The organism is Candidatus Binatia bacterium (assembly GCA_035631035.1).
In the GTDB taxonomy this organism is placed as follows: Bacteria; Eisenbacteria; RBG-16-71-46; order SZUA-252; family SZUA-252; genus DASQJL01.
Window position 1 is genome coordinate 17,170 of record DASQJL010000097.1, and the last position, 26,932, is coordinate 44,101.

Below are 26,932 nucleotides of genomic sequence, written 5' to 3' on the forward strand. Positions count from 1 at the left end.
TCTCGAACACGGCAGGCGGGAGGGGGGTCGAAAGGCTCCCCTCCTGTGATTCCATAGAAAGGAGCACTCCATGAAGCGCTGCGCTCTCGCGGTCCATCGTGTCGGTCACTCCCTCTGGATGGCATTGCTGCTCGCTCTGGTCGCGGTTCCGGCCTGGGCGCAGCAGGGCGGCGGCGGTGGAAACGGCGGCTCCGGCGTGTCGGCCACCACGACGACGACCGAGACGACCTCGGCGGCATCCTGGACTTCCGATTGGAGAATCTGGGCTCTGGTCGGCGTGGTGGTCCTCGTCATCCTGGTGATCGCGCTGACTCGAGGCAGGGGCGGAAGCAACACCACCGTGGTCAAATAAACCCCCGATCGAGGACGGAGGGTGGAGCTCCGCAAGACTCCGCGCCGTCCGATTGAGGAGGCGACATGAAACGCTTCGGCCTCACCCTATATCGCCGGACGATGCTCGGCCTGACCGCGGCGGCGACGCTGCTGTTCGTGCCGCCGGCGCTGGGACAGGATTCCACTTCGGTCAGCACCAGCCACACGTCCATGACGACGAGCACGTCGTCGGAGTTCGTGTCGGATTGGCGGCTCTGGGCGCTGGTCGGGGCGGTCGTGCTGATCATCCTGATCATCGCTCTGACACGGAGAGGAAGCGGTGGAGACACCACGACGATCGTGAAATAGATCGCGTGCGCGGGTTTCGAAGGGGAACCCGCGTCGCTCCCTGAACCAAGAGACCGGCGGGCCCGCCCACGTGGGGGCCCGCCGTTTCGCTATACTCCCCGGCGCCGGAAGTGCAACTCCATGGGGGGTGACGATGACCAACGAGGACGACGCCGCGCGGCCGCGCGGGGGATGGCTGCCGTGGGCGGTGCTTTCGCTGGGGATCGCGCTGGCAGGGTGGTTCGTTGGGATGGGCGTCCAGAGCGTCCGCACGGCCGACCGGTTCGTCAGCGTGAAAGGGGTGGCCGAGCGCGAGGTGAAGGCCGACCTGGCTCTCTGGCCGATTCAGCTCGCGGTGACCGACAACGATCTGGCGGCGGCGCAGACCCGGCTGGCCCAGAACGCGGCGCGGGTGGTGGCGTTCCTGCGCGAGAACGGCGTGGACTCGACCGAGATCGAGCTGCAGACGCTCCGCGTCACGGACATCATGGCCAATCCCTTCCGCGGCGAGCAGCGGGCGGGAACCCGCTTCATCCTGCAGCAGACCGTGAACGTCCGCTCCGACAATCCCGAGCGCGTGCAGGCGACCAGCCAGAAGGTGGGGGAGCTGGTGAACGCGGGCGTCGTCCTCACGTCGGGCCCGGAGTGGGGGCCAGGCGGGCCGAGCTATCTCTTCCGGAAGCTCAACGACCTGAAGCCGGCCATGATCGCGGAAGCCACCGCCCAGGCGCGGAAAGCGGCGGAGCAGTTCGCCAAGGACTCGAAGAGCGGCCTGGGCGGAATCCACCGGGCCAACCAGGGGGTGTTCGTGATCCTGCCGCGGGACGCGTCGGGCTCCGACCAGGGCCCGGCCATCGCCGAGGCGACGCAGATGTACAAGATCGTGCGCGTGGTCTCGACGGTCGAATACCAGCTGCGCTAGAGGCGCCTTCGCCCGGCGCGGCCGCGCAGGATCAGGGTGTCGAGCGCGTAGTGACCGCCTCCGGTCAGCGTGAGCGTCACGAAGGGCACCAGGTAGACCAGTGCGAGCTCCTTGTCGGAGTAGCTTCCCGGCCCGTTCTGCACGAACGCGGCCACGAGGAGGAAGAAGATGATCGGTCCTGCCGCCAGGCGCGTGGCGACGCCCAGGATGACCGCCGCGGCGCAGACCACCTCGGCGAACAGGACCAGCGAAAAGCTGACCTGGGAGCCGAGACCGATCGGATTGGCGAAGGTCGAGGCGCGCTCCGACCAGTGGAGCAGCTTGGGGAGTCCGTGACCGAAGAGAAGCAGGGCGCCCGCGCCCACGCGGAGCAGCAGGAGGCCGATCGAGGTCAGATGATCCTTGGTCCGTCGCATGCCGCTCCTTTCGAGAAGGGAAGCCGCCGATGAACGAACGGAATGATAGCCGAAGCGGGGCCGTCCTATTGACGGGAGGTAGCGGATTCGTGGGAAGCCGCGTGGCGCGGCGCCTGGTCGCGGCGGGACGGCGCGTGCTGGCGATCGTGCGCGCGAAGGGGGCGGCCCCCGAGCTGGCCGATCCCGCTCTCGCCGGCTGGATCGAAGAAGTCGAGGGCGACTTTACCCGCCCCGAAATCGCCGGGCCGGCGGCCGCGGGCGCCGCCGCCGTGGTCCACTGCGCCGCCACGGGCGGGCCCGACATCGAGGCGGCGCGGCGCGTGAACGCGGAAGGAACCCGCGCCATGGTCGAGGCGGCCGAGCGGGCGGGCGTCCGGCGCTACGTGCAGATCTCGACCCTCTCGGTCTATGCGCGCGGCCCGGAGGGCACGCTCGACGAGGAGGCGCCGCTCAAGGAGGAGGGGGATCCTTACGGCCTCACCAAGGCCGAAGCGGATCGCGTCGTGCTGGCGGCGATGGAGCGCGGGCTGCCGGCCGTGATTCTGCGTCCGGGGGCCATCCTGGGCGCGCACCGGACCTCCACCTGGGCGGTCACGGTGCCCTCGCGCATTCGCGACCGCCAGATGAAGCTGCGAGGCGACGGGCGCGAGATCATCCCGTGGGTGCACGTCGAGGACCTGGCCGAGGCGGTGCTGCTGGCCCTCGACGACGATCGCGCCGTGGGGCGCGTCTACAACGTGACCGACGGCGACATGACGTGGCGCGGATACACCGACCAGGTCCGCGGCTGGTTCGGCACGGCGCCCCTGGAGGAGATCCCCGTCGCGGAGTTCGGCGGCTACTGGATGGGCCGCTTCGACGCCTCCCGCATCCGGCGCGAGCTGGGGTACCGGCCGCGCCATGGATACGACGAGGGGATGGCGGAAGCGGCCGCGCACTGGGCGCGCGAGCGCTCCCGCGAGCAGCCTTCCCGCTGAGCCCGGGGGCGCGGGCCGATCAGCGCTCCCTGCGCGCCGCTTCCTCGATGGCGGCCCCCGCCTCGTCGTGGAACGTGAAGACCGAGTGGAAGGTCCCCTCGACGCCTACCTCGGCGCCTTCGCGCGGGACGCCGTGCTTCGACACGACGAGGATCGTCCCGGTCCCGTCGTTCAAGCGGTAGGCTCCGTACCCCAGCAGCCCCACCGACGTGGTCACCTTGCCCGCGACGCGAACCACCGTGTTGTCGAAACGGCCGGGATCGTCGAGCAGCGTCTTGATCTCGGTCGCGCCTCCCTTGCAGCCGGCGATACCCAGGACCAGGGCGAAGAGAAGCGCTGCGAGCACCGCGCCGTGGCGCGGGCGGAACCGAACGTACGGCGTCTTCATGACACCTCCATGGGTCGTCGCCGGGACGGCGGCCTTCATCGCCGCCCGACGAACAACGTGAGCGACACACCCGCGAGAACGAGCGCGGCGCCGAGGATGGTTCCGGGGCCGGGTGCCTCGGCGCGGATCGCCGCGCCGAGGAACACCGCGATCACCGGGATGACCAGCGACATCGCGTTGACGCTCGTGACCTTCCACTTCGTGAGGAGCCAGCCGAAGAGCGCATAGGCGATCAGGTTCCCCGTCGCGATCAGATAGAGGATCGGCGCCCATCCCGCGGTGCCGCGCGGAAGGGTCCAACGCTCGCCCAGCGCAAGGCTCACGGCGCAGCATACCGCGAGGCCCACCGCGGAGCCGAGCGCGTTCGCGGGCCAGGTGGATTGGGGCGGCCCCAGTTTCAGCGCCACCGCCGAGAGCGCGGCCGCGATCGCGCCCACGAAGACGGCCGCCAGGGCGAGCGGGGGGCCGCCTCCCGACAGCTCGCCGGAGAAGACCAGGGCGACGCCCGCCAGCCCGATCAACGCGCCCCAGATCTCGTGGGACCGGAGCCGCTGGAGGCCCAGCCGCGCGACCGCGATCACCGTGATCAGCGGGATCGTGGCATAGAGGATCGAAGCCGTGCCGCTCGAGACTTGGACCTCGCCGCGGTAGAGGAGGGCGAAGTTCAGGCCGTAGTTCAGGAATCCGTAGAGAAGAGCCGCGCCGAGCGCGGCGCCGCGGGGCCAGGGCGCGCGGGAGAGAAGCGCGATCAGGAAGTAGAGCGGCGTCGCGATGGAGAGCCGCACCACCGCCGACCAGACCGGCGCCACCGATTCGTTGCCGATCCGGATCGCGAGGAACGTGCTCCCCCAGACCAGGCACATCACGGCGAAGCTCGCGTAGGTGGCGGGGCTGCGGTCCTCGGCGGGCGCGACCGCGGTCTCGGGTCTCATGGTGGCGCATCTTGACAGAGGGGAGCGCCGGAGGAAACCCGCGGGGGGAAACGGAATCGGGCCGGCCCCGGGAGGGGCCGGCCCGTCGGGGGCGGGGACGGTTACGGACGGAACGTGACCTGCGTTCCCTTGCTGTCGAGCAGGTTCACGCGCGGAACCTGCTTGTCGTCGATGGACATCGAGAGCCGCGGCGTCTCGGACGCGTCGAGGAAGTCGAACTCGGGCCCCTTCGCGGTGACGCCGATATTCGCGCGAAGCTTCCCCTTTTCGTCCAGCATCGTGATGGCGGGGCCATCATCGGCCATGCCCAGGATCATCCGCGTAGTTCCGTTCGCGTCCTTGATGAGCAGCAGATCGGTCTCCAGCGTCTTCCGGGGAGCGCTCATGCCGATGCACAGCGCCGCCGCGCTGGCCAGGACCAGGATCGCGCCGCCAAGCCGATAGCGGCGATTCTGCCGCTCCAGCCGTCCGATCCGCTGTTCGAGAGAATGCTCCGTCGTCGATTCCTCCTGCATGCACCGCCCCCTTCGATTCGAGTGGGAAGTTTCGAACCCTGGTCGCGTCGAGCCACGCGAGGAACGTCGCGCGCGGCACGGCGACAGCAATGAATCGGCAGGAGGGGCGGAAAGTTTAGGCGCTTTCGGTCCGCGGGTGCGCGGACGGACGCGCCGCGCGCCCTGGCAACCCATGTTCCGGCAACTTCTTGCGGCCTCAAGTCGGGGCCCATTCGCGCCGATACTCTGGGCATAGGAAGGGATCCACTCCAGGGAGGCGCCTCCGCTGATTTCCCGACGCTACATCCAGATCGTCCTGTTCCGCGTGACGCTTGCGGTGCTCGCGCTGCTCGTCGCCGCGCGCGCGGGTCACGAGCAGCGGAGCCAGCTGCCCGCGTGGCCGCTCGCGGCGCTCTTCGCCGCGACCGCGGCGGCGCTCGCGATCTGGCCTCTCCTCGTCCCGTCGCGTCCGCGCATCCTCGCGCCGCATTCGCTGGCTCCGGCGTTCTACATCGCGGGGATGTTCCTGCTGCCGCCTGCCGCGCTCGTCGCGATGGTCGCCTTCGCGATCACCCTCTCCGACCTGATCCGCGGCATCCGCGCCTACCGGATCGTCTTCAACCTTTCGACGGCCATCCTCGCCTACGTCGCCCCGGCGCTCCTCTTCTCGCTGGGTCCGCGGCCGGCGGAGATCATGTTCCAGCCGGCCGCACGCGCGGCGCTCGAGCTGATGATCGCCGCCTCGGCGGTGACGCTGCACCTCCTCCTGCGCAGTGTGGCGCTGCGGCTGGAGCACGGCGAGGAAACGCCCCGGTGGGGCGCGTTCGAGGGGGCCACCCTGATCGAGGCCGTCTACGGTCTCGTCCTCTCGGTGACCATCCTGGTATTGGCCCGGATCCATCCGGCGCTCCTCACCGTCGTGTACGTTCAGCTGGGGATCACGACCTGGCTGGTGCGGCGCTATCGCTCGTACGTGGTGGAGCTGCGGGAGGAGGCGGACCGGCCGAAGCGGCGCCTGAAAGCGATCGGGGAGCGCGCGAGCGACGGCGCGCGGCGGGAAGATGCGGGACGCTGGTGGGGCAAGCGCGCGAGCGGCTCGCGCTAGCCGGCGTCAGCGGGGCGCGGCCGTCCGGCCGTAGCGGTCTTCGACGTACGCATCCACGAGATCGAGGAACTCCTCGGCGATGCGGGGCCCGGAGAGGGTGGTCTTGAGCGACCCGTCCACGAAGACGGGGGCCTTCGGATGCTCCCCGGTTCCCGGAAGCGAGATGCCGATGTCGGCGTGCCGGGACTCCCCGGGGCCGTTCACGACGCATCCCATCACCGCCACCCGAAGCTCTTCCGAGCCGGGGTAGCGCTCCCGCCACACCGGCATCCGCTCGCGCAGCCGGTCGTTCACCCGCTCCGCCAGCTCCTGGAAGAAGATGCTCGTGGTGCGCCCGCACCCGGGGCAGGAGGTGACCTGCGGCGCGAAGGCGCGAAGGTCGAGCGACTGGAGGATCTGCTGGCAGAGGTGCACCTCTTCCCGCCGGTCGCCTCCGGGCGTGGGGGTGAGGCTCGCGCGGATCGTGTCGCCGATCCCGTCGAGGAGCAGCACGGCCAGCCCCGCCGTCGAGGCGACGACCCCCTTCATCCCCATGCCGGCCTCGGTGAGGCCCAGGTGGAGCGCATAGTCCGTCTCGGCCGCCAGGCGCCGGTAGATCGCGATCAGGTCGCGCACGCCGGAGACCTTGGCCGAGAGGACGATCGCGTCGTGCGGCTGTCCGAATTCCTCGGCCAGCGCGGCCGAGCGGACGGCGCTCTGGAACATCGCGTCCAGGGTGACCTCCCGGTCGGGGCGCGGAGCGGCGCTCCTTGCGTTCTCGTCCATGAGCGCGGTCAGGAGCTCGCGGTCCAGCGAGCCCCAGTTCACGCCGATCCGAACCGGCTTCTGGTGCTCCACCGCGGCCTGGATGATCCGCTGGAAGTGCTCGTCGTGCCGCTTGCCCGCCCCCACGTTGCCCGGATTGATGCGGTACTTGTCGAGCGCCCGGGCGCAGTCGGGATGCTCCGCCAGGAGGAGATGCCCGCTGAAATGGAAATCGCCCACGATCGGCGTCGCGTGCCCGGCGTCGCGGACGCGGCCCACCATCTCGGGCACCGCCTTCGCGGCCTCGGGGGTGTTCACCGTGACGCGCACCAGCTCCGAGCCCGCCTCGGCCAGCGCGATCACCTGCGCGGCGGTGGAGGCGGCGTCGGCGGTCTCGGTGTTGGTCATCGACTGGACCGCGACGGGACGGCAGGCGCCGATCGTGACCGATCCGATCCGGACCTCGGTGGAGCGGCGGCGCGGACGGGCGGTGTCCTGGGAAGGCTCGGAGGGCGTCAGGCGGATGAGGGGCATCGCGTCTAGTCTAGCGCCCGGAGGGGGCGGGGTCAAAGGAGCGGCGCCTGCCGGCGCGTCCGGCACGGCTCCGCCTGATGGTACACTCCGCCGCATGCCCGCCGCCGCCGAAGTCCGATCCATGTTCGCCTCGGTCGCGCGCTCCTACGACCGCGCGAACCAGGTGCTCTCGCTGGGGATGCACCATCGCTGGCGCCGCGCCGCCGTGCTCGCGAGCGGGGCGAAGCCCGGGGACCGAGTCCTCGACTGCGCGACTGGTACCGGGGACCTCGCGATCGAGTTCCGCCGCGCCGTGGGCCCCGGGGGCGAGGTGATCGGCGCCGATTTCTGCGAGGAGATGCTCGCGCTCGGTCCCGCCAAGGCGGAGCGCGCCGGAGCCCCCGTGCGCTTCGAAGTCGCCGACCTCCTCGCGCTACCGTACGCCGACCGCTCCTTCGACGTGGTCTCGGTGGCGTTCGGGATCCGCAACGTCGAGGACCCCGAGCGCGGGATCCGCGAGATGGCGCGGGTGACGCGACCCGGCGGGCGTGTCGTGGTGCTCGAGTTCGGCCAGCCGGGCGGCGCGCTGTTCGGCCCTCTGTTCCGCTGGTACAGCCGCGCCGTGCTGCCGCGCGTCGGCGGCTGGATCAGCGGCCGGCGGGCGGCCTACGAATACCTCGATCGCACCGCGTCGCGCTTTCCGGCCGGGGAGGCCTTCACCGCGCTCCTGCGCTCGACGGGGCTCTTCCGCGACGTGCGCGCGCGGGCCCTCACGGGGGGCGTGGCGTACGTGTACGTGGGGGAGGTCGCTCCGGTCGGGAGCCCGGCGAAGACTCCGACCGTGGAGGTTCCGGCCCGATGAGCGTGCGCGCGTCCTTGCTGGTGCGCTTCCAGGACGTGGACGCCGCCGGCGTTCTCTTCTTCGGCCGCATCTACGACTACTGCCACCAGGCCTACGAGGAGCTCTGGGCCGCCGCGGGCGTGGACCGCGCGTGGATCTTCTCGGGCGCCGACTTCCTGATCCCGATCGCGCACAGCGAGGCGGACTACAAGGCGCCGCTCCGGCACGGCGAGCGCGTGGACGTTCTCGTGGACGTCACGCACGTGGGCCGCGCGTCCTTCCACCTGGCCTTCCGGGTGACGGGACCGAACGGAGACGGCGACCTGCGCGCGACGGCGAAGACGGTGCATGCCTTCGTGGCGCGCGAAACGATGCGCCCGATTCCGATCCCCGAAGAGCTACGGGTGTTTCTGCTTCGCCATCTCGTCCAGGAACCGGTCCCGCACCACGCGCCGAAGTAGCTTTCCCGACGAGGAGCGCGGCAGGGACGGCAGGATCAGGAAGCGCCGCGGCAGCTTGAAGCCGGAGAGCGACGCGCGCGCGTGCTCGCGCAGCGCCTCGAGGGTCACCGTCCGGCCCGCCTTGGGCTCGACCGCGACCGCCACCTCCTGGCCCCACTCGCGCGAGGGAACCCCCACGACGCAGGCCGCGCGCACGGCCGGATGCGAGGCGATCGCGCGCTCCACCTCTTCGGGCGATACGTTCTCGCCGCCGGTGACGATGCGGTCGGCGCGCCGGTCCAGCACCACGAGGCGCCCCTCGTCGTCCCACATCCCGACGTCGCCGGTGCGAAGCCGCCGCCGCCGGAGCGCCGCCTCGGTTCCGGCGGGATCGCTCAGATACCCGGCCATCACCGTGGGGCCGCTCACGACGATCTCCCCCTCGACGCCCGGCCCGGCGAGGCGGTCCGCCTCGTCGCGGATCTCCACGCCGATGAAGGGAAGCCGCCGTCCCGCCGACGCGAGCCCGCGGGGCCACTCGCGAAGCGGGAGCGTCGTGACCTGCGAGGCCGCTTCGGTCAGGCCGTAGGTCGGGAGCGCGCGCAGGTCCAGCTTCGCGGCCGATTCGAGCAGCGAGGCCGCGGCCGGGCCGCCGCCGATGAGCGCGGCGCGCAGCGAGTCTGGGAAGTGCCGCCCCTTGCGCACGTCCAGGAGCCTCGAGAGCATCGTGGGGACGAGCGAGACCAGCGTGACGCCGTCTTCGTCGATCGCGCGGCTCACGGCCTCCGCGTCGAAGTGGTCGTGGAGGAGTGCGGCGGTGCCGGTCATCGCGGCGCGGATCAGGATCGACAGGCCGCCCACGTGGTGGAGGGGCATGCAGCAGAGCCAGAGGTCGGCCTCACGCACGCCCAGGTTCCGCGCCGAGGCCAGCGCGCTCCAGAGGAAATTGCCGTGCGTGAGCACCGCGGCGCGCGGCTCGCCCGAGGTGCCGGAGGTGAAGAGCACCGCGGCGGGGGCGTTCAGACGGCGATCCAGAAAGGGTTCTACCGGCGGCGCGGAGCCGCCGGAACCCTTGTTCTTTCGCCGCGAAGGTTCCTTCGAGCGCTCCGCAGAAGCCCCCTTCGCCTCATCCTCCCCCGCCTCCGGCGGGTAGAGCATCGGAATATCCAGATCCCCCGCATTCAGGGTGAACTCGACCTGCGCGCGCTCCCGCATCGCCTGCCGCTCGGCCTCCGTCCCCGACGTCCCGATCAGCACCGGCAGGGATCCGATCCGCTGCACCGCGTGGAACGCGACCGCGAAGGCGATCGCGTCCTCCGGCTCGAACTCGAGCGCGATGTGCTCTCCGGAGCCGAGCCCGCGCTCCAAGAGCGCGTCGGTCGCGGACCAGACCGCGCGGTCGAGGTCGCCGTAGGTCCAGACCGAGCGGGCGCTCCGGAGCGCCACGCGATCGGGTCGGACCGCGCCCCAGAAGCGGACCGGATCGTGCGTCGTGCCGACCCGGCTCGTCTCGCCCTCCGCCTCCGGGAGGGGCGGCGGATAGGGAACGATCACGCGGCCTCCACCAGCGCGGCGTCCTTCCACCGCGACGGATCGATCGCGATGCCGAGTCCCGCCCCGTCCGGAAGGCGGAGCATGCCGCGCTCCATCCGGGGCGCGTCGGCCACGTCTTCGGCGAGAGCGCTCCCGGTCGCCAGGCCGTGCGCGTGCGGCGCGGGTCCCAGCGAGGCGGCCAGGTGGAGCGCGCCGGTGCGGCCCACGGCGCTCTCGACGAGCGACGTCACGACGATGCGCACGCCCCGCTCGGTCGCGAGCGCCGCGACCTGGCGCGCGGCATGAAGCCCGCCCAGGACCATCGGCTTCAGCACCAGGATGTCGGCGGCTCCGGCGTCCAGCACGCGGCGCGCGGCGCGGAGGTCGGTGACCGACTCGTCCGCGGCCACCGCCACGCCCCCCTCGCGGCGGAGCCGCGCCAGGGCGCGAAGATTCGAGGCGGCGACCGGCTGCTCGATGTACTCGATCTCGTAGACCCGGAGCGCCGCGATCGCGGCCAGCGCCTCCTCCTCGCCCCACGCCTGGTTCGCGTCGAGACGGATCGCGACGTCGCCGCCGGCCGCCTCGCGCACCGAGCGCACGCGGGCGAGATCCTCGGCGAGCGCGACGCCGCCCACCTTGAGCTTGAGAACGCGGGCGCCGGCCTCCAGCGCCTCGCGCGCGAGCGTCGCGGCGCGCTCGGGCGCGACCCGGGGGACGACGGCATTCACGGGCACCACCTCCAGGGCGGCATCCCCGCCGAGGAGTGCCCCGATCGAGCGTCCGGCCGCGCGGGCGGCCAGGTCGTGCAGCGCGAGGTCGATGGCGTGGCGCGCCGCGGGCGCGGCCGCCACGGGTGCCAGGTGGGTCAGGTTGGCGGCGCCTTCGAGGTAGGACTCCTCGGGGAGGCCGGTCAGGCGCCGCGCCGCGCCGCGCAGCGCCGCCGCGCACGAGCCCAAGGTCTCGAGGCCGAAGCCGGCGAGGGGTGCGGCGTCGCCTAGCCCGATCCGGCCGTTCGAATCCTCCAGCGCGATCAGGACCCCCTCGCGCTCCGTGATCGGCCCTTCCACGGTGGGCCAGGGCTCCCGGAGCCGGAGGCGGTAGGGAAGGAGCCGCACCGACTCGATCTTCACGGCGCGAGCATCGCGATGGCGAACAGCGATCCGAAGAGCACATGGAGCCGGGCCGTCCGGACCAGGGCGCCGTTCAGCGAGGGTCCGTCCCGGCGCGTCGCCACGACGCGAAGCAGCGCGAGCGCGAGCGGCAGGGTGAGGAGCGGCAGGAGCGCCGCGAGCCCCAGCTCGCCGCCGCGCCAGAGGAGCACCGGTAGGGCGTAGGCCACGAGCAGGAGCAGCGCGTACTCGGCGATGGCGGCGCCGCGGCCGAAGATCACGGCCAGCGTTCGCTTGCCGATGGTGCGGTCGGCCTCCACGTCGCGCACGTTGTTCACGACGAGGATGTTGGTGCAGAGCGCCCCCACCGGGAGCGCCGCGGCCAGGGCCAGCGGCGAGACGGCGCGCGCCTGCACGTAGTAGGTGCCCGCCACCGCAACCACGCCGAAGAAGAGGAAGACGGCGATGTCGCCGAGTCCGTGATAGCCGAGGGCCCAGCGTCCCGCGGTGTAGCCGATGCCCGCGGCGATCGACGCGATCCCGATCACGACCACCGGCCATCCCGCGGCGAACGCGAGGTAGAGGCCCGCAAGGGTCGCCGCGCCGAACGCCGCGAGCATGGCGCGGCGCACGTCGGCGGGCGCGAGCCATCCCGCCGCGAGGGGTCGCGTGAAGCCCGTGCGCCCGGCGTGGTCGGCGCCCTTTTCATGATCGTAGAGATCGTTCGCGAAATTGGTGCCGACCTGGATGAAGAGCGCGCCGAGGAACGCCGCGACCGCGGGTCCGGGACGAAAGAAGCCCTGCCGCGCGGCGACCGCGCTCCCCACGAAGACGGGGACGATCGCGGCGGCCAGCGTGGGGAGCCGGAGCGCATGGACCCAGACGCGCGCGCGGCCGGGGGCGGCGGCCGCGGCGCCGCGGGAGGGCCCCACGGGGAGCGCTACGGCAGCCGCCGGAACCGCGAGAAGTCGGGCTTCCGGCGCTCGAGGTAGGCGTTCCGCCCCTCCTGCGCCTCCTCGCTCATGTAGAAGAGAAGGGTCGCGTTCCCCGCCAGCTCTTGCAGTCCCGTCTGCCCGTCGCAGTCGGCGTTCATCGCCGACTTGATGCAGCGGAGCGCCAGCGGGCTCATCGCGAGCATCTCGCGGCACCACTGCACCGTCTCCTCCTCCAGCCGGTCGAGGGGCACGACCGCGTTGATCAGCCCCATCGCGAACGCCTGCTTGGCGTCGTACTGGCGGCAGAGGAACCAGATCTCCCGCGCCCGCTTCTGGCCCACCATGCGCGCCAGGTAGGACGACCCGAAGCCGCCGTCGAACGAGCCCACCTTGGGGCCGGTCTGGCCGAACTTCGCGTTCTCGGCGGCGATCGTGAGATCGCACACGACGTGGAGCACGTGGCCGCCGCCCACGGCGTAGCCGGCTACCATCGCGACCACCGGCTTGGGGAGCGTGCGGATCTGGCGCTGCAGGTCGAGCACGTTCAGGCGCGGCACCTGATCGTCGCCCACGTAGCCCTGGTCGCCCCGCACGCGCTGATCGCCGCCGGAGCAGAAGGCCTCCTCGCCGGCGCCGGTCAGGATGATGACGCCCACCTCGGGATCTTCCCGGGCGGCTTCGAACGCCTGGCCCATCTCGCGCACCGTGAGGGGACGGAACGCGTTCCGGACGTCGGGGCGGTTGATCGTGATCTTGGCGATCCCCTCCGCCTTCTCGTACAGGATGTCGGTGAACGTCCTCGCCGTCTTCCAGGCGAGTGCGGCGGCGACGGGCATGGCGTGCTCCTGGCTCAGAGGGTCGAGCGGGCCCCGGTCTTGGCCGCGCTCGCGAAGGGTACGAGATGCTCGACGAGGGCCCGTTCGAAGGCGTCGGGCCGCTCGAGGTGGACGTTGTGTCCCGCGGCGGGAACGACGAGCCGGCGCGAGCCGGGGACGGAGGCGGCCATGGCGTCGGCGCAGGCGCCGTACTTGGCGTCCAGCGATCCGGTCACGAAGAGCGCGGGGCAGCCCAGGCTGGGCAGCAGCGGGCCCAGGTAGGGCTGCGCTCCCTGTCCCGCGCCGCGCAGCGAGCCGGCGAGCCCGGCGGGGTTGTTGCGAAGCCTCGCCTCCTGCACGGCGGCGCGCGTGCGCGCGGAGAGGGTCGCCTGCGTCTCGAAGATCGGCTGCGCGGCCCAGTGCTCGGCGAACCACTCGATGCCGCGGGTCAGGATCTCGCGCGCGAGCGCTTCGTCCGAAGCGCGGCGCGCCGCGCGCTCCGCTTCCGATTCGATTCCGGGCGAGGCGCTCTCGACCAGGATCGACCGCGTGCGAGCGGGGTAGCGCGCCGCGGTGTAGAGGGCGATCCTCCCGCCCATGGAGTAGCCGACCCAGTGCGCCTCGGCGATCCCCGTGAGATCGAGGAGCGCGTTCAGGTCGCGCGCGGTCTCCTCGACGGTGAAGCGCTCGGGATCGGCGGGGCACTCGGTGTCGCCGTGGCCCGGAAGGTCGATCGCCATGGCGCGAAGACCCAGCCGGTCGACCGCCTCGCCGAAGCGCTCCCAGTCCAGCGAGGATCCCGCGAAGCCGTGCAGGAAGACCGCCGCGGGCGCCTGCACGCGGGGCGAGCCCCAGAGACGGAAGTGATAGCGGAGTCCCCGCTCCACGCATAGTCGGCTTCCGCTCACGAGGCCGCCTCCACGGCGCGCACCGCTTCGGCGAGGAGCGCTCGTCGATGCGCGGCGCCCTCGTTGCGCTCGGATCGGACCTCGAGGATCAGGTTCTCGCCCGCGCGAAGCGCCTCGCCCGCGCGCGCCGCCAAGGCCGCGAGGCCGGCCGGGCGCGCGTAGGAGACGCCGTAGAGCGCGGCGGCGTGCTCGAAGCCGAGGCCGTGAGGCGTGCCGAAGTAACGCTCGAACACGTCGGCGTGCTCCGCGACCGGAAGCATGGAGAAGATGCCGCCGCCGTCGTTGTTCACGACCACGATCACCGCCCGGGCGCGTCCTTCGCGCAGCGCGGCCAGCCCGTTCAGGTCGTGATGGAAGGAGAGATCGCCCAGCACGACGAGCGCGGGAGCGCCGGAGGCGGCGCTGGCCCCGAGCGCGGTCGAGAGCACCCCGTCGATCCCGTTCACGCCGCGATTGCCGAGCGCGCGAAACGCGCGCGCGGCGCCGGCTTCGGGAACGAAGGCGTCCAGGTCCCGGACCGGCATGCTGTTTCCGGCGACGAGCAGGGAGCCCCGGGGCAGCGTGGACACGAGCGCGGGGAAGAGCCCGGCCTCGGTGATCGCGTCGCCGTCCCGCGCGAGCCCCTGGGCGAGCGCCCCGGCCGCCGCGCGGTCGGCCGCGAGGAACCGGGACCCCCAGGAGGCGAGCGGCTCGGCGACGCGGACCAGGGCGTCGGCCAGCGCGCGCGCGAACGGGGCGGCAGCGGAGCGGAACACCTCGCGCGTCCGGCGCGAAGGATCACGGAACGCTCCCGCCGGATCGACCGCGATCCGGGCGGCGGCGGGGAAGCGGTCGGCGTAGCGGGCGAGCGCCTTGGACGTGGGAGCCGCGCCGAAGTGGACGAACGCCTCGGGGGCCTCGCCGGCCGCGAACGAAGGCGCGCGCAGGAAGGCGTCGTAGGCGCCGAGGACGCGCGCGGGATCGGCGTCGCCGTATCGGATCCCCGAGAGGGGATCGGCGAGGATCGGATAGCCGGTGGCCTCCGCGAGCGCGAGCACCGCGCCGGCGGTTTCGGCGCCGTCGTCGTCGGGGCCGCAGACGATGAGCCCGCGCCGGCGCGCCCGGAGCAGCCGGGCGCAGCGCTCGATCGCGCGGGCCGAGGGAAGCGGCCCCTCGTGGTCCCGCGCATCCGGCCTCCCCTCGGGCGCGAGGGACGACGCCGCGCGTGCCCGGGCGTTCGCCTCACCCTCTGCCGGAAGCAGCGGCTCGCGGAAGGCGAAGTTGAGGTGCACGGGTCCCGCGGGAGGTCCCCACGCGGCGGCGGCCGCGCGCGCGCCGAGCGACGCGGCGTAGCGCTGGGGGTCGGCGCCCGCTTCCGGGACTCCCACCTCGCAGAACCAGAGCACGGCGTCGCCGTAGAGCTTGATCTGATCCACGGTCTGCGGCGACCCCGCGTCGCGCAGCTCCGGCGGCCGGTCGGCCGTCAGCGCGATCAGCGGCACGCGCGCGTGGCGCGCCTCGAGGATCGCCGGATGGAAGTTGGCGGCCGCCGTGCCCGAAGTGCAGAGGACCGCGGCCGGCCGCCGCGAGGCCTTGGCCAGGCCGAGCGCGAAGAACGCGCCGGCGCGCTCGTCCAGCGCGACGTGGGTGCGGAGCGGTGCCGTGTGGAGCGCGACGGCGAGCGGCGCGGAGCGCGATCCCGGCGCGATGACCGCATCGGTCACCCCCGCCTCGGCCAGGGCGTGCGCGAAGGCTTCGGCCCAGCGAAGGTTCAGCGCCCCGGTTCCGTCCGGGTCGGCCGCGCTCGTCCCGGAAGCGCGGGCGGCGGCGTCGAGGGGGTCCTTCTCAACGCCCCGCATCGGCGATCGCCTCCCGCACCACCGAGAGCTTCACTTCGGTCTCGGCCCATTCCGACGCGGGATCGGATCCCGCGACGATGCCCGCCCCCGCGAAGAGTAGCGCCCGATGCCGATGGATCATCGCCGAGCGGATCCCCACGGTGAAGTCGCCCAGCCCGTCTCCGCGCATCCAGCCGACGGCGCCCGCGTACCAGCCGCGGTGGCTCGGCTCGAGGGCGCGGATCAGCTCCAGCGCCGCATCGCGGGGAGACCCCGCGACGGCCGGCGTCGGGTGCACCCGCTCCACGAAATCGAGCACGTGCGCTCCCTCTCTCGCGCGTCCGGCGATGCGGGTCTTCAGATGCGCGAGATGGCGGTGGCGCTGCAGCGACGGCTCGGGCTCGGCGTCCACGCCGTCGCAGAGCGGCGCCAGCGCCTCCACGATGTGGCGCACCACGAAGGCGTGCTCGCTCCGGTCCTTGCCCGATTCGAGCAGCCCCGCTCCGGCCGCGGTGCCCGCGACGGCATCGGAGATCGCCTCGCGCTCCAGGCGCGCGACCAGCCGCTCCGGGCTCGCGCCGACGAACGCGGCATCCGAATCGGGGCGCATGAAGAACCGGTAGCACGCGGCATTGGCGGGCACGAGGCTCTCCAGCACCCGCGCGGGATCGATCGCGTGCGGCTCCTCGATCTCGACGGCGCGCGCGAGCACGGCCTTCTCCAGGGTCCCCGCCTCGATCCGCTCGAGAATCGCGCGCACGCCGTTCGACCACTCGCGCTCCGACCACTCCGGAAGCCGGGGGCGCAAAAGCGGCGCCGGCGCCCTCGGCGGAGCGTCGGGATCGGCGTCGGCGCGCCGCCATCGCGCGCGCCCCGGCGTTCCCGAGGTCCAGACTTCGGCCGGCACGAAGAAGGAAGCGTCGCCGAAACCGGCGGGGGAGCCCGCCGCGCCCTCGGTGAAGGAGAACCCGCCGACCGCGAGCAGGGGAGGCGCTTCGCCTCCGTCACCCCTTGAGGAGAGGGCAAGAGCGTCGAGCCAGGCCTTGGCGGCCTGGAAGCGTCCCGGCCCCGAGCCGGTGAAGCGCGCCACGGCGCCGAATCCCGCCACCACGTCCCCCTCGGGGGAGAACCAGGCGAACGCGGGGCCGCCGGAGCGGAGCTTCTCGAAGAGAGCCGGCAGCTCGAGTCCGCCGGCCTCGGCGCGCCCCACGAGAACGGGGGCCACCAGGGAGGAACGGCCGTGCCGCGCCTCCGCCGAGGAATCCGGACCGGACAGCAGCGCCCGCAGGTCGAGCGAGCGCGAATCGGGGCGAGTCGTCGAGGGTGCCACGAGGCGGCGAGTATAAAGAGACGCCCCCGAAGCGGCAACAGCGGCAGGGAAATCGCCCGCCGCGAGCCGGGCTCGAAACCGCTTGGCACCCCCGCCCCTCGCGCTTATTGTTCCGCGAATGTCTCCCGCCGCCCCGTTGTTGCTCGGACTTGCGCTGGGCATGAGGCACGCGCTGGATGCCGATCACCTCGTCGCGATGAGCACCATCGTCACGCGCGAGCGGAGCATCGGCCGCGCAGCGCTCCTGGGCGGCGCGTGGGGCGCCGGGCACTCGCTCTCGCTCTTCGTCGTCGGCCTCCTCGTCGTCGTCTTCCGGATCCCGATGGGGCCCGCGCTCGGCGCCTTCTTCGAGCGCCTGGTGGGCGTGATGCTGATCGTCCTGGGGCTCGCCTCGCTCTTCGTGCGTCACCGCCACCGCCATGCCGGGGCGGAGCCGGAGCCCGCCCCGCTCTCGCGGCGCCGTCCCTTCGGAGTCGGGATCGTGCACGGGCTCGCCGGCAGCGGAGCGCTCGCGATCGCGGTGCTGGCGACGATCTCCTCGCGCGCGGGGGCGCTCCTCACCATCCTGCTCTTCGGGGTGGGGGCGATCGGCGGCATGATGGCGATCACGAGCGTCATGGCCCTGCCCGCGCGCTTCGGGGCGGGCGCCTGGCGCGGCGCTTCCTGGATCTCGGTCGCCGCGGCCCTCGGGAGTGTGGTGTTCGGGATCTTCTATCTGACGGTATGGGCTTGACCTCGGCAAAAGTTGGTGACACTATTCACAAACTTTGCGAGCATGCTCCAATTGTTGGTGACACTGTTCTGTTCGAATCCGCAACCGGCGATTCTTCACACGTAACGGATCACGGAAGGCACGTCAGGATTCGTGAGCGATCAGAGCTCTAGAAGACTACTCCCGCTTCTCATTCTGGTGCTCCTGGCCGTCGGCGCCTGGGCGTTCTTCGACTCGTTCACGAACGTGGGCTACATGCCCAAGCAGCCCATCGCCTTCAGCCACAAGCTCCATGCGGGGACGCGGAAGATCCCCTGCCTCTACTGCCACTCGAACGCCGAGCGCTCCCGGCACGCGACCGTGCCGACCATGAACGTCTGCATGAACTGCCACACCGTGGTCCGCACCGACCGTCCGGCGATCCAGCAGCTCACGGCGCTCTATCAGGCGGACAAGCCGGTGCCGTGGATCCGGATCCACCGCCTCCCCGACTACGTCTACTTCAGCCATCGCTGGCACGTGGCCAAGGGGTTCGCCTGCCAGAAATGCCATGGGGAGGTCCAGACGATGGACGAGGTTCGCCAGGTTTCTTCGCTCAAGATGGGGTGGTGCATCAACTGCCACCGCCAGAATGGCGCCTCGCAGGAGTGCAATACATGTCACATGTAGACGAGCGGCCCCCCAAACATTGGGCCTCCATCGAGGAGCTCGAGGGTTCGGCCCGCGTGGAGCAGCTCCGCGCGCAGGAGTTCGTGACGCCCTCGGAGGCGCCCTCGGCTCCGTCCCGCCGCGACTTCCTGAAGCTCGCCGGCGCCGGTGCGGCGTTCCTGGCCGCCGGGTGCGCGCGGAAGCCGGTGGAGAAGATCCTCCCCTACGTGAAGGCGCCCGAGGACATGCAGCCGGGGAACCCCGTGTTCTACGCCTCGACGTGCGGCGAATGCCCGACGGGATGCGGCCTTCTCGTGAAGACCCGCGAGGGGCGGCCGATCAAGCTGGAGGGGAACCCGGACCACCCCGTGAACCGCGGCGCCCTCTGCGCCCGCGGACAGGCTTCGGTCATCAACCTGTACGATCCCGACCGGCTGCGCGGCCCCGTGACGGTGGACCGCGCCACCGGGAAGACCTCGGCGGCGGGCTGGGGTCCCGTGGACAAGCGCGTGACGATGGCGCTCCGGAAGGCGCGCGACGGCGGCGGCCGCGTGGTGCTCCTGACCGGCACCGTGGCCAGCCCCTCGACGCGCGCCCTGATCCAGGATTTCATCGCCGCGTTCCCGGCGGCCGAGCACGTCGCGTATGACGCCGTCTCCAACGCCTCGGTCGCGCGGGCCGGCGAGGCCGCCTACGGCGACCGCTCGCTCCCGCGCTACCGCCTCGACCGGGCCGACGTGCTCGTCACGCTCGGCGCCGATCCGCTCGGCACCTTCCTCGACACGATGGAGCAGGGCCGCGACTTCGCCAAGCGGCGCCGTCCCGAGTCGGGCTCGATGTCCCGCGTCATCGCGGTGGAATCGATCCTCACGCTGACCGGCACGAACGCCGACCGGCGCGTGCGCGTCCGGCCCGACCAGCTCTATCCGTTCGCGATGGCGCTGGCTTCGCGCCTGGGGGCGGGGGGAGCCTCCGGTGGCGGGTACACCGCCGAAGCGGTCGAGGCCGCCGCCGACCTTCCCGCCGGCATCATCGCCTCGATCGCCGACGAGCTGGCGCAGGCGCGCGGCCGGAGCCTGGTGATGGCCGATCCGAACGCGGCGCCGGCGGCGCATGCGGTGCCGCTGCAGGTTGCCGTCAACGTGATCAACAGCGCCCTGGGAAACGACGGGATCACCGTGGACGCTTCCCGCGCCTCCGGCACGGTCCATGGATCCGACGAGGAGATGCTCCGGCTGGTCGAGCGGATGCGCGCCGGCGAGATCCAGGCCCTGCTGGTCTACGGGACGAATCCGGCCTACTCGCTTCCGACGGCGGTGGGCTTCGCCGACGCCGTGAAGCGCGTCCCGTTCGTGGCGAGCCTGGCGGACCGCGCCGACGAGACGGCGCGCCTCGGCGACGTCGTCGCCGCCAGCACGCACTACCTCGAGTCGTGGGGCGACCACGAGCCGCGGCAGGGCGTTCTCTCCCTGATGCAGCCCGCGATCGCGCCCCTCTACGACGTCCGCTCCTTCCAGGACTCGCTCTTATCCTGGGCGCGCTACCTGGGACGGGGGCCGCTGGCCGAGACGGCCGGCACCTATCACGAGTATCTGCGCGAGCGCTGGCGCACCCAGGTCTATCCCGGGACGGGCGCCGCGGCTCCCTTCGATCTCTTCTGGGAGGGCGCGCTCCGCACCGGCGTGCTCGCGCGCGAAGAGAACGCCGATCGCGCCGCCGCGGGGCGCTCGCCGCGCGCCGGCGGCCTCGGCGGCTCGCTCCCCGTGGCGGCGACGCCGGAGAACGGCGCGCTCACGCTGGTGCTCTATCCCTCGGCCACGCTGGGCGACGGACGGAGCGCCAACAACGCGTGGCTCCAGGAGCTGCCCGATCCGGTCTCCAAGATCTGCTGGGACAACTTCGCGGCGATCTCCCCGCACCGCGCCCGCCAGCTCGGCGTGCGCGACTACGAGATGAAGGCGGACGTGGTCACCCTGGACGTGGGGCACGCGCGGATCGACCTGCCGGTGCACGTGCAGCCGGGCCTCCACGACGACGTCGTCGCCGTCATGCTCGGATACGGCCGCACCGGCGCGGGCACGGTCGGAGACCGGGTGGGGCAGAACGCGTTCGCCCTGGCCGAGGCGACGGGCGGCCGCGTGGGGCTCGCGGGGATCCCGGTGCGCGTTTCGTCCACCGGCAAGACCATGCCGATCGCCTGCGTCCAGGGGCACCAGTACACCGAAGGCCGCCCGATCATCTACGAGACGACCCTGTCCGAGTATCAGCGCGACCCGGCGTCGGGCAACGAGGGGGGCGAGCTGCTCCCCTCGATGTGGTCCCGGCACAAGTATCCGGGCCACAAGTGGGGCATGGCGATCGACATGAACGCCTGCACCGGCTGCAGCGCCTGCATGATCGCCTGCATGGTCGAGAACAACGTCCCGGCCGTGGGGAAGAGCGTCGTGCTGAAGGGCCGCGAGATGCACTGGCTCCGCATCGACCGGTACTACTCGGGACCGGCGGAGGATCCGGAGACGGTCTACCAGCCGATGCTCTGCCAGCAGTGTGAGAACGCCCCCTGCGAGACGGTCTGCCCCGTGCTGGCCACCGTGCATTCCAGCGAGGGTCTGAACCTCCAGGTCTACAACCGGTGCGTTGGCACGCGGTACTGCTCGAACAACTGCCCCTACAAGGTGCGCCGGTTCAACTGGTTCGACTACACCGACAAGCCGAAGTCGCTCCGGCTGGCGCTCAACCCCGACGTCACGGTGCGCACCAAGGGGATCATGGAGAAGTGCACGTTCTGCATCCAGCGAATCCGCGACGCGCGGGAACGCTCGAAAGTCCTGGGCACTCCGATCCAGGAGGGGGACATCGTGACGGCGTGCCAGCAGACCTGCCCGACCAACGCGATCACCTTCGGCGACCAGAACGACCCGAAGAGCCGCGTGGCCGACATGGCCCGCAACAAGCGGAGCTATCACGTCCTCGCGGACCTGAACACGCTCCCCTCGATCGCCTACATGACCAAGGTCCGCAACCGCGAGGAGGAGTCGGCGTGAACCCGACGGCCGTCGGCGAAGAGCGGCGCGCGTCCGCGTCGCACGCGGAGCCCGCGCTTCCGCTCGCCGAGCCCACGCTCATCGATCCGTCGAAGAGCCTCGGGGACGTATCGGCGGAGATCAGCGCGCCGATCAACACGAAGCCGGGACCGCTCTGGTTCACGTTCTTCGGCATCTCGGTGCTCCTCTTCCTGGGCATGGCCGCGACGGTCACCTACCAGATCAACAAGGGGCTCGGGATCCTGGGCATCAATCACCCCGTCGGGTGGGGCGTCTACATCACCAACTTCGTCTTCTGGATCGGCATCGGGCACGCGGGAACGCTGATCTCGGCGATCCTTCACCTGTTCCGGCAGCGCTGGCGCACGGCGATCAACCGCTCCGCCGAAGCGATGACCATCTTCGCGGTCATGACGGCGGGGCTCTTCCCGCTGATCCACACGGGCCGCCCGTGGTTCGCCTACTGGCTCGTGCCGTATCCCAACTGGCGCCACCTCTGGGTGAACTTCCGGTCGCCGCTGGTCTGGGATGTCTTCGCCGTCAGCACCTACCTGACCATCTCGCTCTGCTTCTGGTACACGGGGCTGATCCCGGACTTCGCGACGCTGCGGGACCGGGCCTCCGGCTGGAAGCGCGGGATCTACAGCCTGCTCTCGCTGGGCTGGCGCGGATCGGAGCGGCACTGGCAGCACTACGAGCGCGCCTACATGATGCTCGCCGGCCTCTCGACGCCGCTCGTGCTCTCGGTGCACAGCGTCGTCTCCTTCGACTTCGCGACGGCGCTCCTGCCGGGCTGGCACACGACGATCTTCCCGCCCTACTTCGTGGCGGGGGCGATCTTCTCCGGGTTCGCGATGGTGGTGACGCTGCTCGTGATCCTCCGGAAGGTGTTCCATCTCGAGGAGTACGTCACGCTTCACCACCTCGAGAACATGAACAAGATCATCCTGGCGACCGGGTCGATGGTGGGCTACGCGTACGCCACCGAATTCTTCGTCGCGATGTACAGCGGCAACCAGTACGAGTCGTTCACCTTCATGAACCGCGCGACCGGGCCGTTCGCCTGGGCGTACTGGACGATGATCACCTGCAACGTGATCATCCCGCAGCTCTTCTGGTTCCGGAAGCTGCGGCGGAGCCTGCCGGTGATGTTCGTGATCTCGATCTTCGTCAACGTGGGGATGTGGTTCGAGCGCTTCAACATCATCGTGACGTCGCTGCACCGCGACTTCCTGCCGGTCAACTGGTCCTACTACCGGCCGACCGTCTTCGACTGGATGGTGACGGCCGGCTCGTTCGGGTTCTTCTTCATGTGGTTCCTTCTCTTCTGCCGCTTCTTCCCGACGATCTCGATCGCCGAGGTGAAGTCGGTGCTCTGGAACGCGAAGAAGGCGACGGGGCGCGTCCCCGCCTCCGGCCATGCGGAGCCGAAACATGTTTAACCTGTTCGGAACGCCGAAGCCGCTGCACGGCGTGCTCGCGCTGTACGACAACCCGGACACGCTCCTGAACGCGGCGGCCCAGGTGCGGGAGCACGGCTTCACCAAGGCGGACGCCTACACGCCCTATCCGGTGCACGGCCTCTCCGAGGCGCTCGGCATCCGGAAGTCGTGGATCCCGTACGTGACGCTGGTGATGGGGCTGAGCGGGGCCATCCTGGGGCTCGGGTTCGAGATCTGGACCTCGGCCGTGGACTGGCCGATCAACGTGGGCGGAAAGCCGTTCGTCTCGCTTCCCGCGTTCATCCCGATCACGTTCGAGTGCGGCGTGCTCCTCGGCGGCACCATGACCCTGGCCGCGCTGCTCGTGGCCTGCGGGCTGCCCAACTTCCGCGACCCCATCCTGGACCGCTCCCTCACCGACGACCGGTTCGCGATCTTCATCGCCGACTCGGGACGGGGCTGGAACGAGAACCGAGCGGTCCAGATTCTCCAGGCGAGCGGCGCCGTGGACGTGCGGGTGATCCGTGCGTAGGGGCGTGCGCGGGACCGCCGACGCGATCGCGGCCATCCTGGCGGCCGGCGCCCTGATCGCCTCGGCGAGCGGCTGCCAGAAGCGGCAGCCCGCGCTCGAATACATGCCGAACATGGCCTACGGCCCGCGCCTCGCCGCGCAGGCCGAGGATCCGCTCCGTCCCGGCTACTCGGTGGAGCGGCCGCCGGTGGAGGGGACCGTGCCGCGCGACCTCACGCCCTACCGCTTCGCCCAGGCCGACACGACCCAGGCGATGGCGGCGCTCGTGAATCCCCTGCCGCGTACGGCCGAAGTGATCGGCCGCGGCCAGCGCGTCTACATGAACACCTGCGTCGTCTGCCACGGGCCCCGCGGCGACGGGCAGGGGTACATCGAGCCGCTCTATCCGCAGCCGCCGCTCCTGTTCTCCGACAAGGTGCGGAACTGGCCTGACGCCCGGATCTTCCACATCATCACGCGGGGGCAAAATCTAATGCCGAGCTACGCGAGCCAGATCCTCCCCGAGGATCGCTGGGCGGTCGTGCACTACGTGCGCGCCCTGCAGCGCGCCGCGCGGCCCCTGCCTCAGGACCTGCCCGCGAAGGCCCGCGCCGCCGGCGCCGCGGACTCGACCGCCGCGGCCGCCGACACGACCGGAAGGAGCGCCTCCCGATGAGCGCCCCGGCCACCGCGCACGCAGCGCCCGTCCGCGCCGCGACGCCGCTCGCGATCCCGGGCGGGATCCGCGCCATGTTCGGCATCTTCATCCTGATCGGCATCGCGACGTTCCTGATCGAGTACCACGGCGGCGGGGACCAGACGCGGGCCTACGCGGCGTTCCTGCTGGGATACGTCTACTTCCTGTTCATCGCGGTCGCGGGGGTCTTCTTCACCGCGCTCCACTATCTGGTCGGGGCCACCTGGAGCGTCGTCGTGCGACGCGTGGCCGAGGGGTTCACGTCCTATCTTCCCTATGCGCTCCTCCTCTTCGTGGTGCTCGTGGTGGGCATTCCGAAGCTCTACGTGTGGTCCAATCCGCCCGTGGCCGGGGAAGTGGCGGCCGAGCACGTGACCAAGGGCGGCTATCTCTCCGTGCCCTTCTTCACGGTCCGGAACCTCGTCATCCTCGCGGTGTGGAGTCTCTTCGGGTGGTACTTCGTGCGGAACTCCACGCGGCAGGACGCGACGCGCGACCCGGCGCTCACGAAGAAGAGCCTTCGGGTGGCGCCGATCTTCATCGTGATCTTCGCCATCACGCTCACGCTCCTGGGCTTCGATCTGCTCATGTCGCTCGAGCCGCTCTGGTACAGCACGATGTTCGGCGTCTACTGCTTCGCGGGCGCCTGGCAGAGCTGCCTGGCGCTCCTGACGATCGTGATCGTGCTCCTCCGGCGCCAGGGCGCGCTCGAGGGGATCGTGAGCCGCTTCCACTATCAGGACCTGGGCAAGTACGTGTTCGCGTTCTCGATCTTCTGGATGTACATCGCCTTCTCGCAGTTCATGCTGATCTGGTACGCGAACCTGCCCGAGGAGACGGAGTGGATGATTCCCCGGACCTACACGGGGTGGGGGATCATCGGCGTCGCGCTCATGGTCTGCAAGTTCGGGATCCCCTTCTTCGCGCTGATGCCGGTCAAGGTGAAGGAGAGCGAGGCGGGGCTCCTCACCGTCTGCGCGATCGTCCTGGTGGGGCAGTGGCTCGATCTCTTCTGGGTGATCCTGCCGGTGTTCTCCCCGGAGCGCGTCGTCTTCGGCTGGACCGAGATCGGCGTCACCCTCGGCTTCCTCGGGCTCTTCGGCTGGATCCTGCTCGGGTTCTTCTCGCGGCATCCGGTTTCGCCGTCGGGCGACCCGCATTACGAATCGAGCGTGAGGTTCCACGGATGACCGAGCACGCCACCCCACAGGAGCCGGGCCAGGGATCGGCCGGCCGCGTCGTCGGCGCCTCGGAGCACGGCTCCGGGGCCGGGCACGGCCCGCCGCGGCACACCGCCGCGCCCGACCGGGACAAGCTCTCCTCGACGGTCGCGGTCGCGCAGTTCGTCTTCACGGGCATCATCCTCGCGGTGGTGGCCGGGCTCATGTACACGGCCGGCTTGCACTCGGGAAAGGGCGGCGGCGAGGGTGGTGCTCCCGGCGCCGCGGGCGGCGCTCAGCCCGCGGCCTCGGTGGACGTGCAGGCGCTCCTCAAGCCCTCGCCCGAGCTGGTGAGCCAGGGGAAGACGCTGTTCTCCGTGAACTGCGCCTCGTGCCACGGCATCAATGGCAAGGGGGACGGTCCCGCGTCGTCGGCCCTGAATCCCAAGCCGCGCGACTTCACGTCCGGCTACTGGCGTTACGGGGGCGGGGTCGCGCGCATCGTCCAGACGATCACGACCGGCTCGCCCGGCACGGCGATGGCCCCCTTCCCGGGCATTCCGCTCCAGGACCGATTCGCGCTCGCGCAGTACGTGCGCACCTTCAATCCGTCGAAGCAGCAGGAGGACAAACCCGAGGATCTGGCCTGGCTGGACCAGTTCGGCGGCGGGGCGAAGAAGGACAGCACGGGAGGCGGCGCCGCGGTCGCGGCCGGCCCCGCTCCGGGAGACACGATCCCGATCGCGCGCGCCATGCAGCTGATCGCCGAGCGCCCGGCGCCGGCCGTCCCGGCCATGGCCGGCGCGCCCGCCGACTCCAGCGAGGGCGCGATGCTCTACGCCGCGCGCTGCGCCTCCTGCCACGGAGCCTGGGGGCAGGGAGGCGTGCGCACGCGCATGATCGGCTCGGCGCCCTACGTCTACGTCACCACCCGGAGCCTCGCGGCCACGGGACCGCTCGCGGGCGATGCCGCGGGTTTCGAGCGCCTCATGGTCTACGGCCTCACGGGCGGGATGCACCCCTCGCACGGGGACCTCGCGTCGGAGCAGATCCGCGCCCTCTACGACTACACCCAATCGCTGCGCGCGCGGCTGTCGAGCGCGGCGCGCCCCAGGAGTTAGAATGGTCTCCATGCCGACGCGCCGGACATGGCTCGCGATCTTTAGCCTTGCGGTGGGACTGCTCGCCGCGGGGACGGCCGGAGCCTGGCTGCTCCACCCCGCCACGCCCGTCGCGCACGAAGTGCGGACGCTCTGGTACAAGGCCGTGGCGGTGACTTCCTTCTTCCTGATCCTGGCCGAGGGTTTGCTCCTGATCGTGGTGCTTCGCTTTCGCGCCAGGCCGGGGGTGAAGGCCGCGACCTTCCACGAGAACTTCCGGCTGGAGCTGCTCTGGACCGCCATTCCCGCGCTCGCGCTGGTCTATCTCGCGGGGCCGTCGTTCTCGACCCTCAAGTACCTCGAGACCGTTCCCAAGTCGGACCTGACCGTCGAGATCATCGGGCACCAGTGGTTCTGGGAGTATCGCTACCCGGGCTACGGCGTGGTCTTCGCGAACGAGCCGCTGGTGATCCCGGCGGGGAAGATCGTGGCCGCCGACGTGACCTCCATCGACGTCGTGCACTCCTGGTTCCTGCCCGATTTCGGCGTCAAGATGGACGCGAACCCCGGCCGCGTGAACCACACCTGGTTCCAGGTGGCCAAGCCGGGCACCTACAATGGACAGTGCGCCGAGCTGTGCGGCGTCCTCCACGCGGAGATGTTCATCACGGTGAACGTGGTGCCGCCCGAGGAATTCGCGCGCTGGATCGAGCAGAAGAAGAGGGGGGCCTAGTCG

General features: G+C 71.2%; 28 protein-coding genes. 16 read left to right on the forward strand and 12 right to left on the reverse strand.

All coding sequences use genetic code 11. The features are described from left to right. The first annotated feature begins 70 nt into the window (after positions 1 to 70). The 3 genes from VE326_10445 to VE326_10455 all read left to right on the forward strand — a co-directional run bounded on the left by VE326_10445 (position 71) and on the right by VE326_10455 (position 1,582). Positions 71 to 352: a hypothetical protein gene (locus VE326_10445; protein ID HYJ33626.1), complete on the forward strand. Its 282-nt coding sequence runs from the start codon at positions 71 to 73 to the stop codon at positions 350 to 352. 65 nt (positions 353 to 417) lie between these two features. Next, on the forward strand, positions 418 to 681 hold the full coding sequence (locus VE326_10450; protein ID HYJ33627.1) for a hypothetical protein: 264 nt from the start codon (positions 418 to 420) through the stop codon (positions 679 to 681). Between the two features lie 133 nt (positions 682 to 814). Further along, positions 815 to 1,582: an SIMPL domain-containing protein gene (locus VE326_10455; GenBank protein HYJ33628.1), complete on the forward strand. Its 768-nt coding sequence runs from the start codon at positions 815 to 817 to the stop codon at positions 1,580 to 1,582. On the opposite strand, the gene VE326_10460 is transcribed toward VE326_10455, so the two are convergent. Beyond that, positions 1,579 to 1,998: a DoxX family protein gene (locus VE326_10460; GenBank protein ID HYJ33629.1), complete on the reverse strand. Its 420-nt coding sequence runs from the start codon at positions 1,996 to 1,998 to the stop codon at positions 1,579 to 1,581. The two genes, VE326_10455 and VE326_10460, sit on opposite strands and share 4 nt — an antisense overlap. A gap of 29 nt (positions 1,999 to 2,027) precedes the next feature. Between VE326_10460 and VE326_10465 the strand changes: the two genes are divergently transcribed. Continuing rightward, positions 2,028 to 2,975 (forward strand): NAD(P)-dependent oxidoreductase, encoded by a 948-nt coding sequence (locus VE326_10465; GenBank protein HYJ33630.1) that lies wholly within the window; start codon positions 2,028 to 2,030, stop codon positions 2,973 to 2,975. A gap of 19 nt (positions 2,976 to 2,994) precedes the next feature. On the opposite strand, the gene VE326_10470 is transcribed toward VE326_10465, so the two are convergent. The 3 genes from VE326_10470 to VE326_10480 form a co-directional block, all read right to left on the reverse strand. Continuing rightward, positions 2,995 to 3,363, reverse strand: a complete 369-nt coding sequence (locus VE326_10470; protein HYJ33631.1) for a hypothetical protein — start codon at positions 3,361 to 3,363, stop codon at positions 2,995 to 2,997. Between the two features lie 35 nt (positions 3,364 to 3,398). Beyond that, complete coding sequence (locus VE326_10475; GenBank protein HYJ33632.1) at positions 3,399 to 4,295, reverse strand: EamA family transporter; 897 nt, start codon at positions 4,293 to 4,295, stop codon at positions 3,399 to 3,401. A 101-nt stretch (positions 4,296 to 4,396) separates the two neighbouring features. Beyond that, positions 4,397 to 4,810, reverse strand: coding sequence for a hypothetical protein (locus tag VE326_10480; GenBank protein HYJ33633.1), 414 nt, complete (start codon positions 4,808 to 4,810; stop codon positions 4,397 to 4,399). A gap of 304 nt (positions 4,811 to 5,114) precedes the next feature. On the opposite strand from VE326_10480, the gene VE326_10485 reads away from it, so the two are divergent. Next, positions 5,115 to 5,894 carry a hypothetical protein gene (locus tag VE326_10485; GenBank protein ID HYJ33634.1) on the forward strand — a complete coding sequence of 260 codons (780 nt, stop codon included), beginning with the start codon at positions 5,115 to 5,117 and terminating at the stop codon, positions 5,892 to 5,894. Between the two features lie 6 nt (positions 5,895 to 5,900). Here VE326_10485 and ispG read toward each other — a convergent pair whose 3' ends face one another. Further along, entirely contained in the window at positions 5,901 to 7,172 is a 1,272-nt protein-coding gene (gene ispG / locus VE326_10490; GenBank protein ID HYJ33635.1) for a flavodoxin-dependent (E)-4-hydroxy-3-methylbut-2-enyl-diphosphate synthase, read from the reverse strand. A gap of 94 nt (positions 7,173 to 7,266) precedes the next feature. On the opposite strand from ispG, the gene ubiE reads away from it, so the two are divergent. Both ubiE and VE326_10500 read left to right on the forward strand, forming a co-directional pair. Next, positions 7,267 to 8,013, forward strand: coding sequence for a bifunctional demethylmenaquinone methyltransferase/2-methoxy-6-polyprenyl-1,4-benzoquinol methylase UbiE (ubiE, locus tag VE326_10495; GenBank protein HYJ33636.1), 747 nt, complete (start codon positions 7,267 to 7,269; stop codon positions 8,011 to 8,013). Next, a complete protein-coding gene (locus VE326_10500; protein ID HYJ33637.1) occupies positions 8,010 to 8,453 on the forward strand; it encodes a thioesterase family protein in 444 nt (147 codons plus the stop codon). The genes ubiE and VE326_10500 overlap by 4 nt, the downstream gene beginning before the upstream one ends. Here VE326_10500 and VE326_10505 read toward each other — a convergent pair. The 7 genes from VE326_10505 to VE326_10535 are packed head-to-tail and all read right to left on the reverse strand — an operon-like array spanning position 8,391 to position 16,882. Continuing rightward, complete coding sequence (locus tag VE326_10505) at positions 8,391 to 9,986, reverse strand: AMP-binding protein (protein ID HYJ33638.1); 1,596 nt, start codon at positions 9,984 to 9,986, stop codon at positions 8,391 to 8,393. The genes VE326_10500 and VE326_10505 overlap by 63 nt on opposite strands. Beyond that, positions 9,983 to 11,098: an o-succinylbenzoate synthase gene (menC, locus tag VE326_10510; GenBank protein HYJ33639.1), complete on the reverse strand. Its 1,116-nt coding sequence runs from the start codon at positions 11,096 to 11,098 to the stop codon at positions 9,983 to 9,985. The genes VE326_10505 and menC overlap by 4 nt, the downstream gene beginning before the upstream one ends. After that, positions 11,095 to 12,009, reverse strand: a complete 915-nt coding sequence (locus VE326_10515; protein HYJ33640.1) for a 1,4-dihydroxy-2-naphthoate polyprenyltransferase — start codon at positions 12,007 to 12,009, stop codon at positions 11,095 to 11,097. Before VE326_10515 ends, menC begins: the two co-directional genes overlap by 4 nt. 8 nt (positions 12,010 to 12,017) lie before the next feature. Next, positions 12,018 to 12,848: a 1,4-dihydroxy-2-naphthoyl-CoA synthase gene (gene menB / locus VE326_10520; GenBank protein ID HYJ33641.1), complete on the reverse strand. Its 831-nt coding sequence runs from the start codon at positions 12,846 to 12,848 to the stop codon at positions 12,018 to 12,020. A 14-nt stretch (positions 12,849 to 12,862) separates the two neighbouring features. After that, positions 12,863 to 13,735, reverse strand: coding sequence for a 2-succinyl-6-hydroxy-2,4-cyclohexadiene-1-carboxylate synthase (menH, locus tag VE326_10525; protein ID HYJ33642.1), 873 nt, complete (start codon positions 13,733 to 13,735; stop codon positions 12,863 to 12,865). Beyond that, positions 13,732 to 15,573: a 2-succinyl-5-enolpyruvyl-6-hydroxy-3-cyclohexene-1-carboxylic-acid synthase gene (gene menD / locus VE326_10530; protein ID HYJ33643.1), complete on the reverse strand. Its 1,842-nt coding sequence runs from the start codon at positions 15,571 to 15,573 to the stop codon at positions 13,732 to 13,734. Before menD ends, menH begins: the two co-directional genes overlap by 4 nt. Then, entirely contained in the window at positions 15,560 to 16,882 is a 1,323-nt protein-coding gene (locus VE326_10535; protein ID HYJ33644.1) for an isochorismate synthase, read from the reverse strand. The genes menD and VE326_10535 overlap by 14 nt, the downstream gene beginning before the upstream one ends. Positions 16,883 to 17,000: 118 nt before the next feature. On the opposite strand from VE326_10535, the gene VE326_10540 reads away from it, so the two are divergent. The 9 genes from VE326_10540 (at position 17,001) to coxB (ending at position 26,929) form a co-directional block, all read left to right on the forward strand. Next, on the forward strand, positions 17,001 to 17,615 hold the full coding sequence (locus VE326_10540) for a high-affinity nickel-transport family protein (GenBank protein HYJ33645.1): 615 nt from the start codon (positions 17,001 to 17,003) through the stop codon (positions 17,613 to 17,615). A 177-nt stretch (positions 17,616 to 17,792) separates the two neighbouring features. Continuing rightward, positions 17,793 to 18,263 carry a cytochrome c3 family protein gene (locus VE326_10545; GenBank protein ID HYJ33646.1) on the forward strand — a complete coding sequence of 157 codons (471 nt, stop codon included), beginning with the start codon at positions 17,793 to 17,795 and terminating at the stop codon, positions 18,261 to 18,263. Next, positions 18,251 to 21,286 carry a TAT-variant-translocated molybdopterin oxidoreductase gene (locus VE326_10550; GenBank protein ID HYJ33647.1) on the forward strand — a complete coding sequence of 1,012 codons (3,036 nt, stop codon included), beginning with the start codon at positions 18,251 to 18,253 and terminating at the stop codon, positions 21,284 to 21,286. The genes VE326_10545 and VE326_10550 overlap by 13 nt, the downstream gene beginning before the upstream one ends. Before the next feature lie 80 nt (positions 21,287 to 21,366). Beyond that, positions 21,367 to 22,728 carry an NrfD/PsrC family molybdoenzyme membrane anchor subunit gene (gene nrfD, locus VE326_10555; GenBank protein ID HYJ33648.1) on the forward strand — a complete coding sequence of 454 codons (1,362 nt, stop codon included), beginning with the start codon at positions 21,367 to 21,369 and terminating at the stop codon, positions 22,726 to 22,728. Next, the gene (locus VE326_10560; protein ID HYJ33649.1) at positions 22,721 to 23,260 is read left to right on the forward strand and encodes a DUF3341 domain-containing protein; all 540 of its coding nucleotides are present in this window, start codon (positions 22,721 to 22,723) and stop codon (positions 23,258 to 23,260) included. The genes nrfD and VE326_10560 overlap by 8 nt, the downstream gene beginning before the upstream one ends. Positions 23,261 to 23,264: 4 nt before the next feature. After that, positions 23,265 to 23,915 carry a cytochrome c gene (locus VE326_10565; protein HYJ33650.1) on the forward strand — a complete coding sequence of 217 codons (651 nt, stop codon included), beginning with the start codon at positions 23,265 to 23,267 and terminating at the stop codon, positions 23,913 to 23,915. Beyond that, positions 23,912 to 25,126, forward strand: a complete 1,215-nt coding sequence (locus VE326_10570) for a molybdopterin oxidoreductase (GenBank protein HYJ33651.1) — start codon at positions 23,912 to 23,914, stop codon at positions 25,124 to 25,126. Before VE326_10565 ends, VE326_10570 begins: the two co-directional genes overlap by 4 nt. Then, positions 25,123 to 26,217, forward strand: coding sequence for a c-type cytochrome (locus tag VE326_10575; protein ID HYJ33652.1), 1,095 nt, complete (start codon positions 25,123 to 25,125; stop codon positions 26,215 to 26,217). The genes VE326_10570 and VE326_10575 overlap by 4 nt, the downstream gene beginning before the upstream one ends. Positions 26,218 to 26,227: 10 nt before the next feature. Next, complete coding sequence (gene coxB, locus VE326_10580; protein ID HYJ33653.1) at positions 26,228 to 26,929, forward strand: cytochrome c oxidase subunit II; 702 nt, start codon at positions 26,228 to 26,230, stop codon at positions 26,927 to 26,929. Positions 26,930 to 26,932 lie beyond the last annotated feature (3 nt).

Excerpts from the sequence above, each read along its gene's own strand:
- VE326_10445 (HYJ33626.1), top strand. The coding sequence starts at position 71 with ATGAAGCGCTGCGCTCTCGCGGTCCATCGTGTCGGTCACTCCCTCTGG.
- VE326_10450 (HYJ33627.1), top strand. The coding sequence starts at position 418 with ATGAAACGCTTCGGCCTCACCCTATATCGCCGGACGATGCTCGGCCTG.
- VE326_10455 (HYJ33628.1), top strand. The coding sequence starts at position 815 with ATGACCAACGAGGACGACGCCGCGCGGCCGCGCGGGGGATGGCTGCCG.
- VE326_10460 (HYJ33629.1), bottom strand. The coding sequence starts at position 1,998 with ATGCGACGGACCAAGGATCATCTGACCTCGATCGGCCTCCTGCTGCTC.
- VE326_10465 (HYJ33630.1), top strand. The coding sequence starts at position 2,028 with ATGAACGAACGGAATGATAGCCGAAGCGGGGCCGTCCTATTGACGGGA.
- VE326_10470 (HYJ33631.1), bottom strand. The coding sequence starts at position 3,363 with ATGAAGACGCCGTACGTTCGGTTCCGCCCGCGCCACGGCGCGGTGCTC.
- VE326_10475 (HYJ33632.1), bottom strand. The coding sequence starts at position 4,295 with ATGAGACCCGAGACCGCGGTCGCGCCCGCCGAGGACCGCAGCCCCGCC.
- VE326_10480 (HYJ33633.1), bottom strand. The coding sequence starts at position 4,810 with ATGCAGGAGGAATCGACGACGGAGCATTCTCTCGAACAGCGGATCGGA.
- ispG (HYJ33635.1), bottom strand. The coding sequence starts at position 7,172 with ATGCCCCTCATCCGCCTGACGCCCTCCGAGCCTTCCCAGGACACCGCC.
- ubiE (HYJ33636.1), top strand. The coding sequence starts at position 7,267 with ATGCCCGCCGCCGCCGAAGTCCGATCCATGTTCGCCTCGGTCGCGCGC.
- VE326_10500 (HYJ33637.1), top strand. The coding sequence starts at position 8,010 with ATGAGCGTGCGCGCGTCCTTGCTGGTGCGCTTCCAGGACGTGGACGCC.
- menB (HYJ33641.1), bottom strand. The coding sequence starts at position 12,848 with ATGCCCGTCGCCGCCGCACTCGCCTGGAAGACGGCGAGGACGTTCACC.
- menD (HYJ33643.1), bottom strand. The coding sequence starts at position 15,573 with ATGCGGGGCGTTGAGAAGGACCCCCTCGACGCCGCCGCCCGCGCTTCC.
- VE326_10540 (HYJ33645.1), top strand. The coding sequence starts at position 17,001 with ATGTCTCCCGCCGCCCCGTTGTTGCTCGGACTTGCGCTGGGCATGAGG.
- VE326_10550 (HYJ33647.1), top strand. The coding sequence starts at position 18,251 with ATGTCACATGTAGACGAGCGGCCCCCCAAACATTGGGCCTCCATCGAG.
- VE326_10560 (HYJ33649.1), top strand. The coding sequence starts at position 22,721 with ATGTTTAACCTGTTCGGAACGCCGAAGCCGCTGCACGGCGTGCTCGCG.
- VE326_10570 (HYJ33651.1), top strand. The coding sequence starts at position 23,912 with ATGAGCGCCCCGGCCACCGCGCACGCAGCGCCCGTCCGCGCCGCGACG.
- VE326_10575 (HYJ33652.1), top strand. The coding sequence starts at position 25,123 with ATGACCGAGCACGCCACCCCACAGGAGCCGGGCCAGGGATCGGCCGGC.
- coxB (HYJ33653.1), top strand. The coding sequence starts at position 26,228 with ATGCCGACGCGCCGGACATGGCTCGCGATCTTTAGCCTTGCGGTGGGA.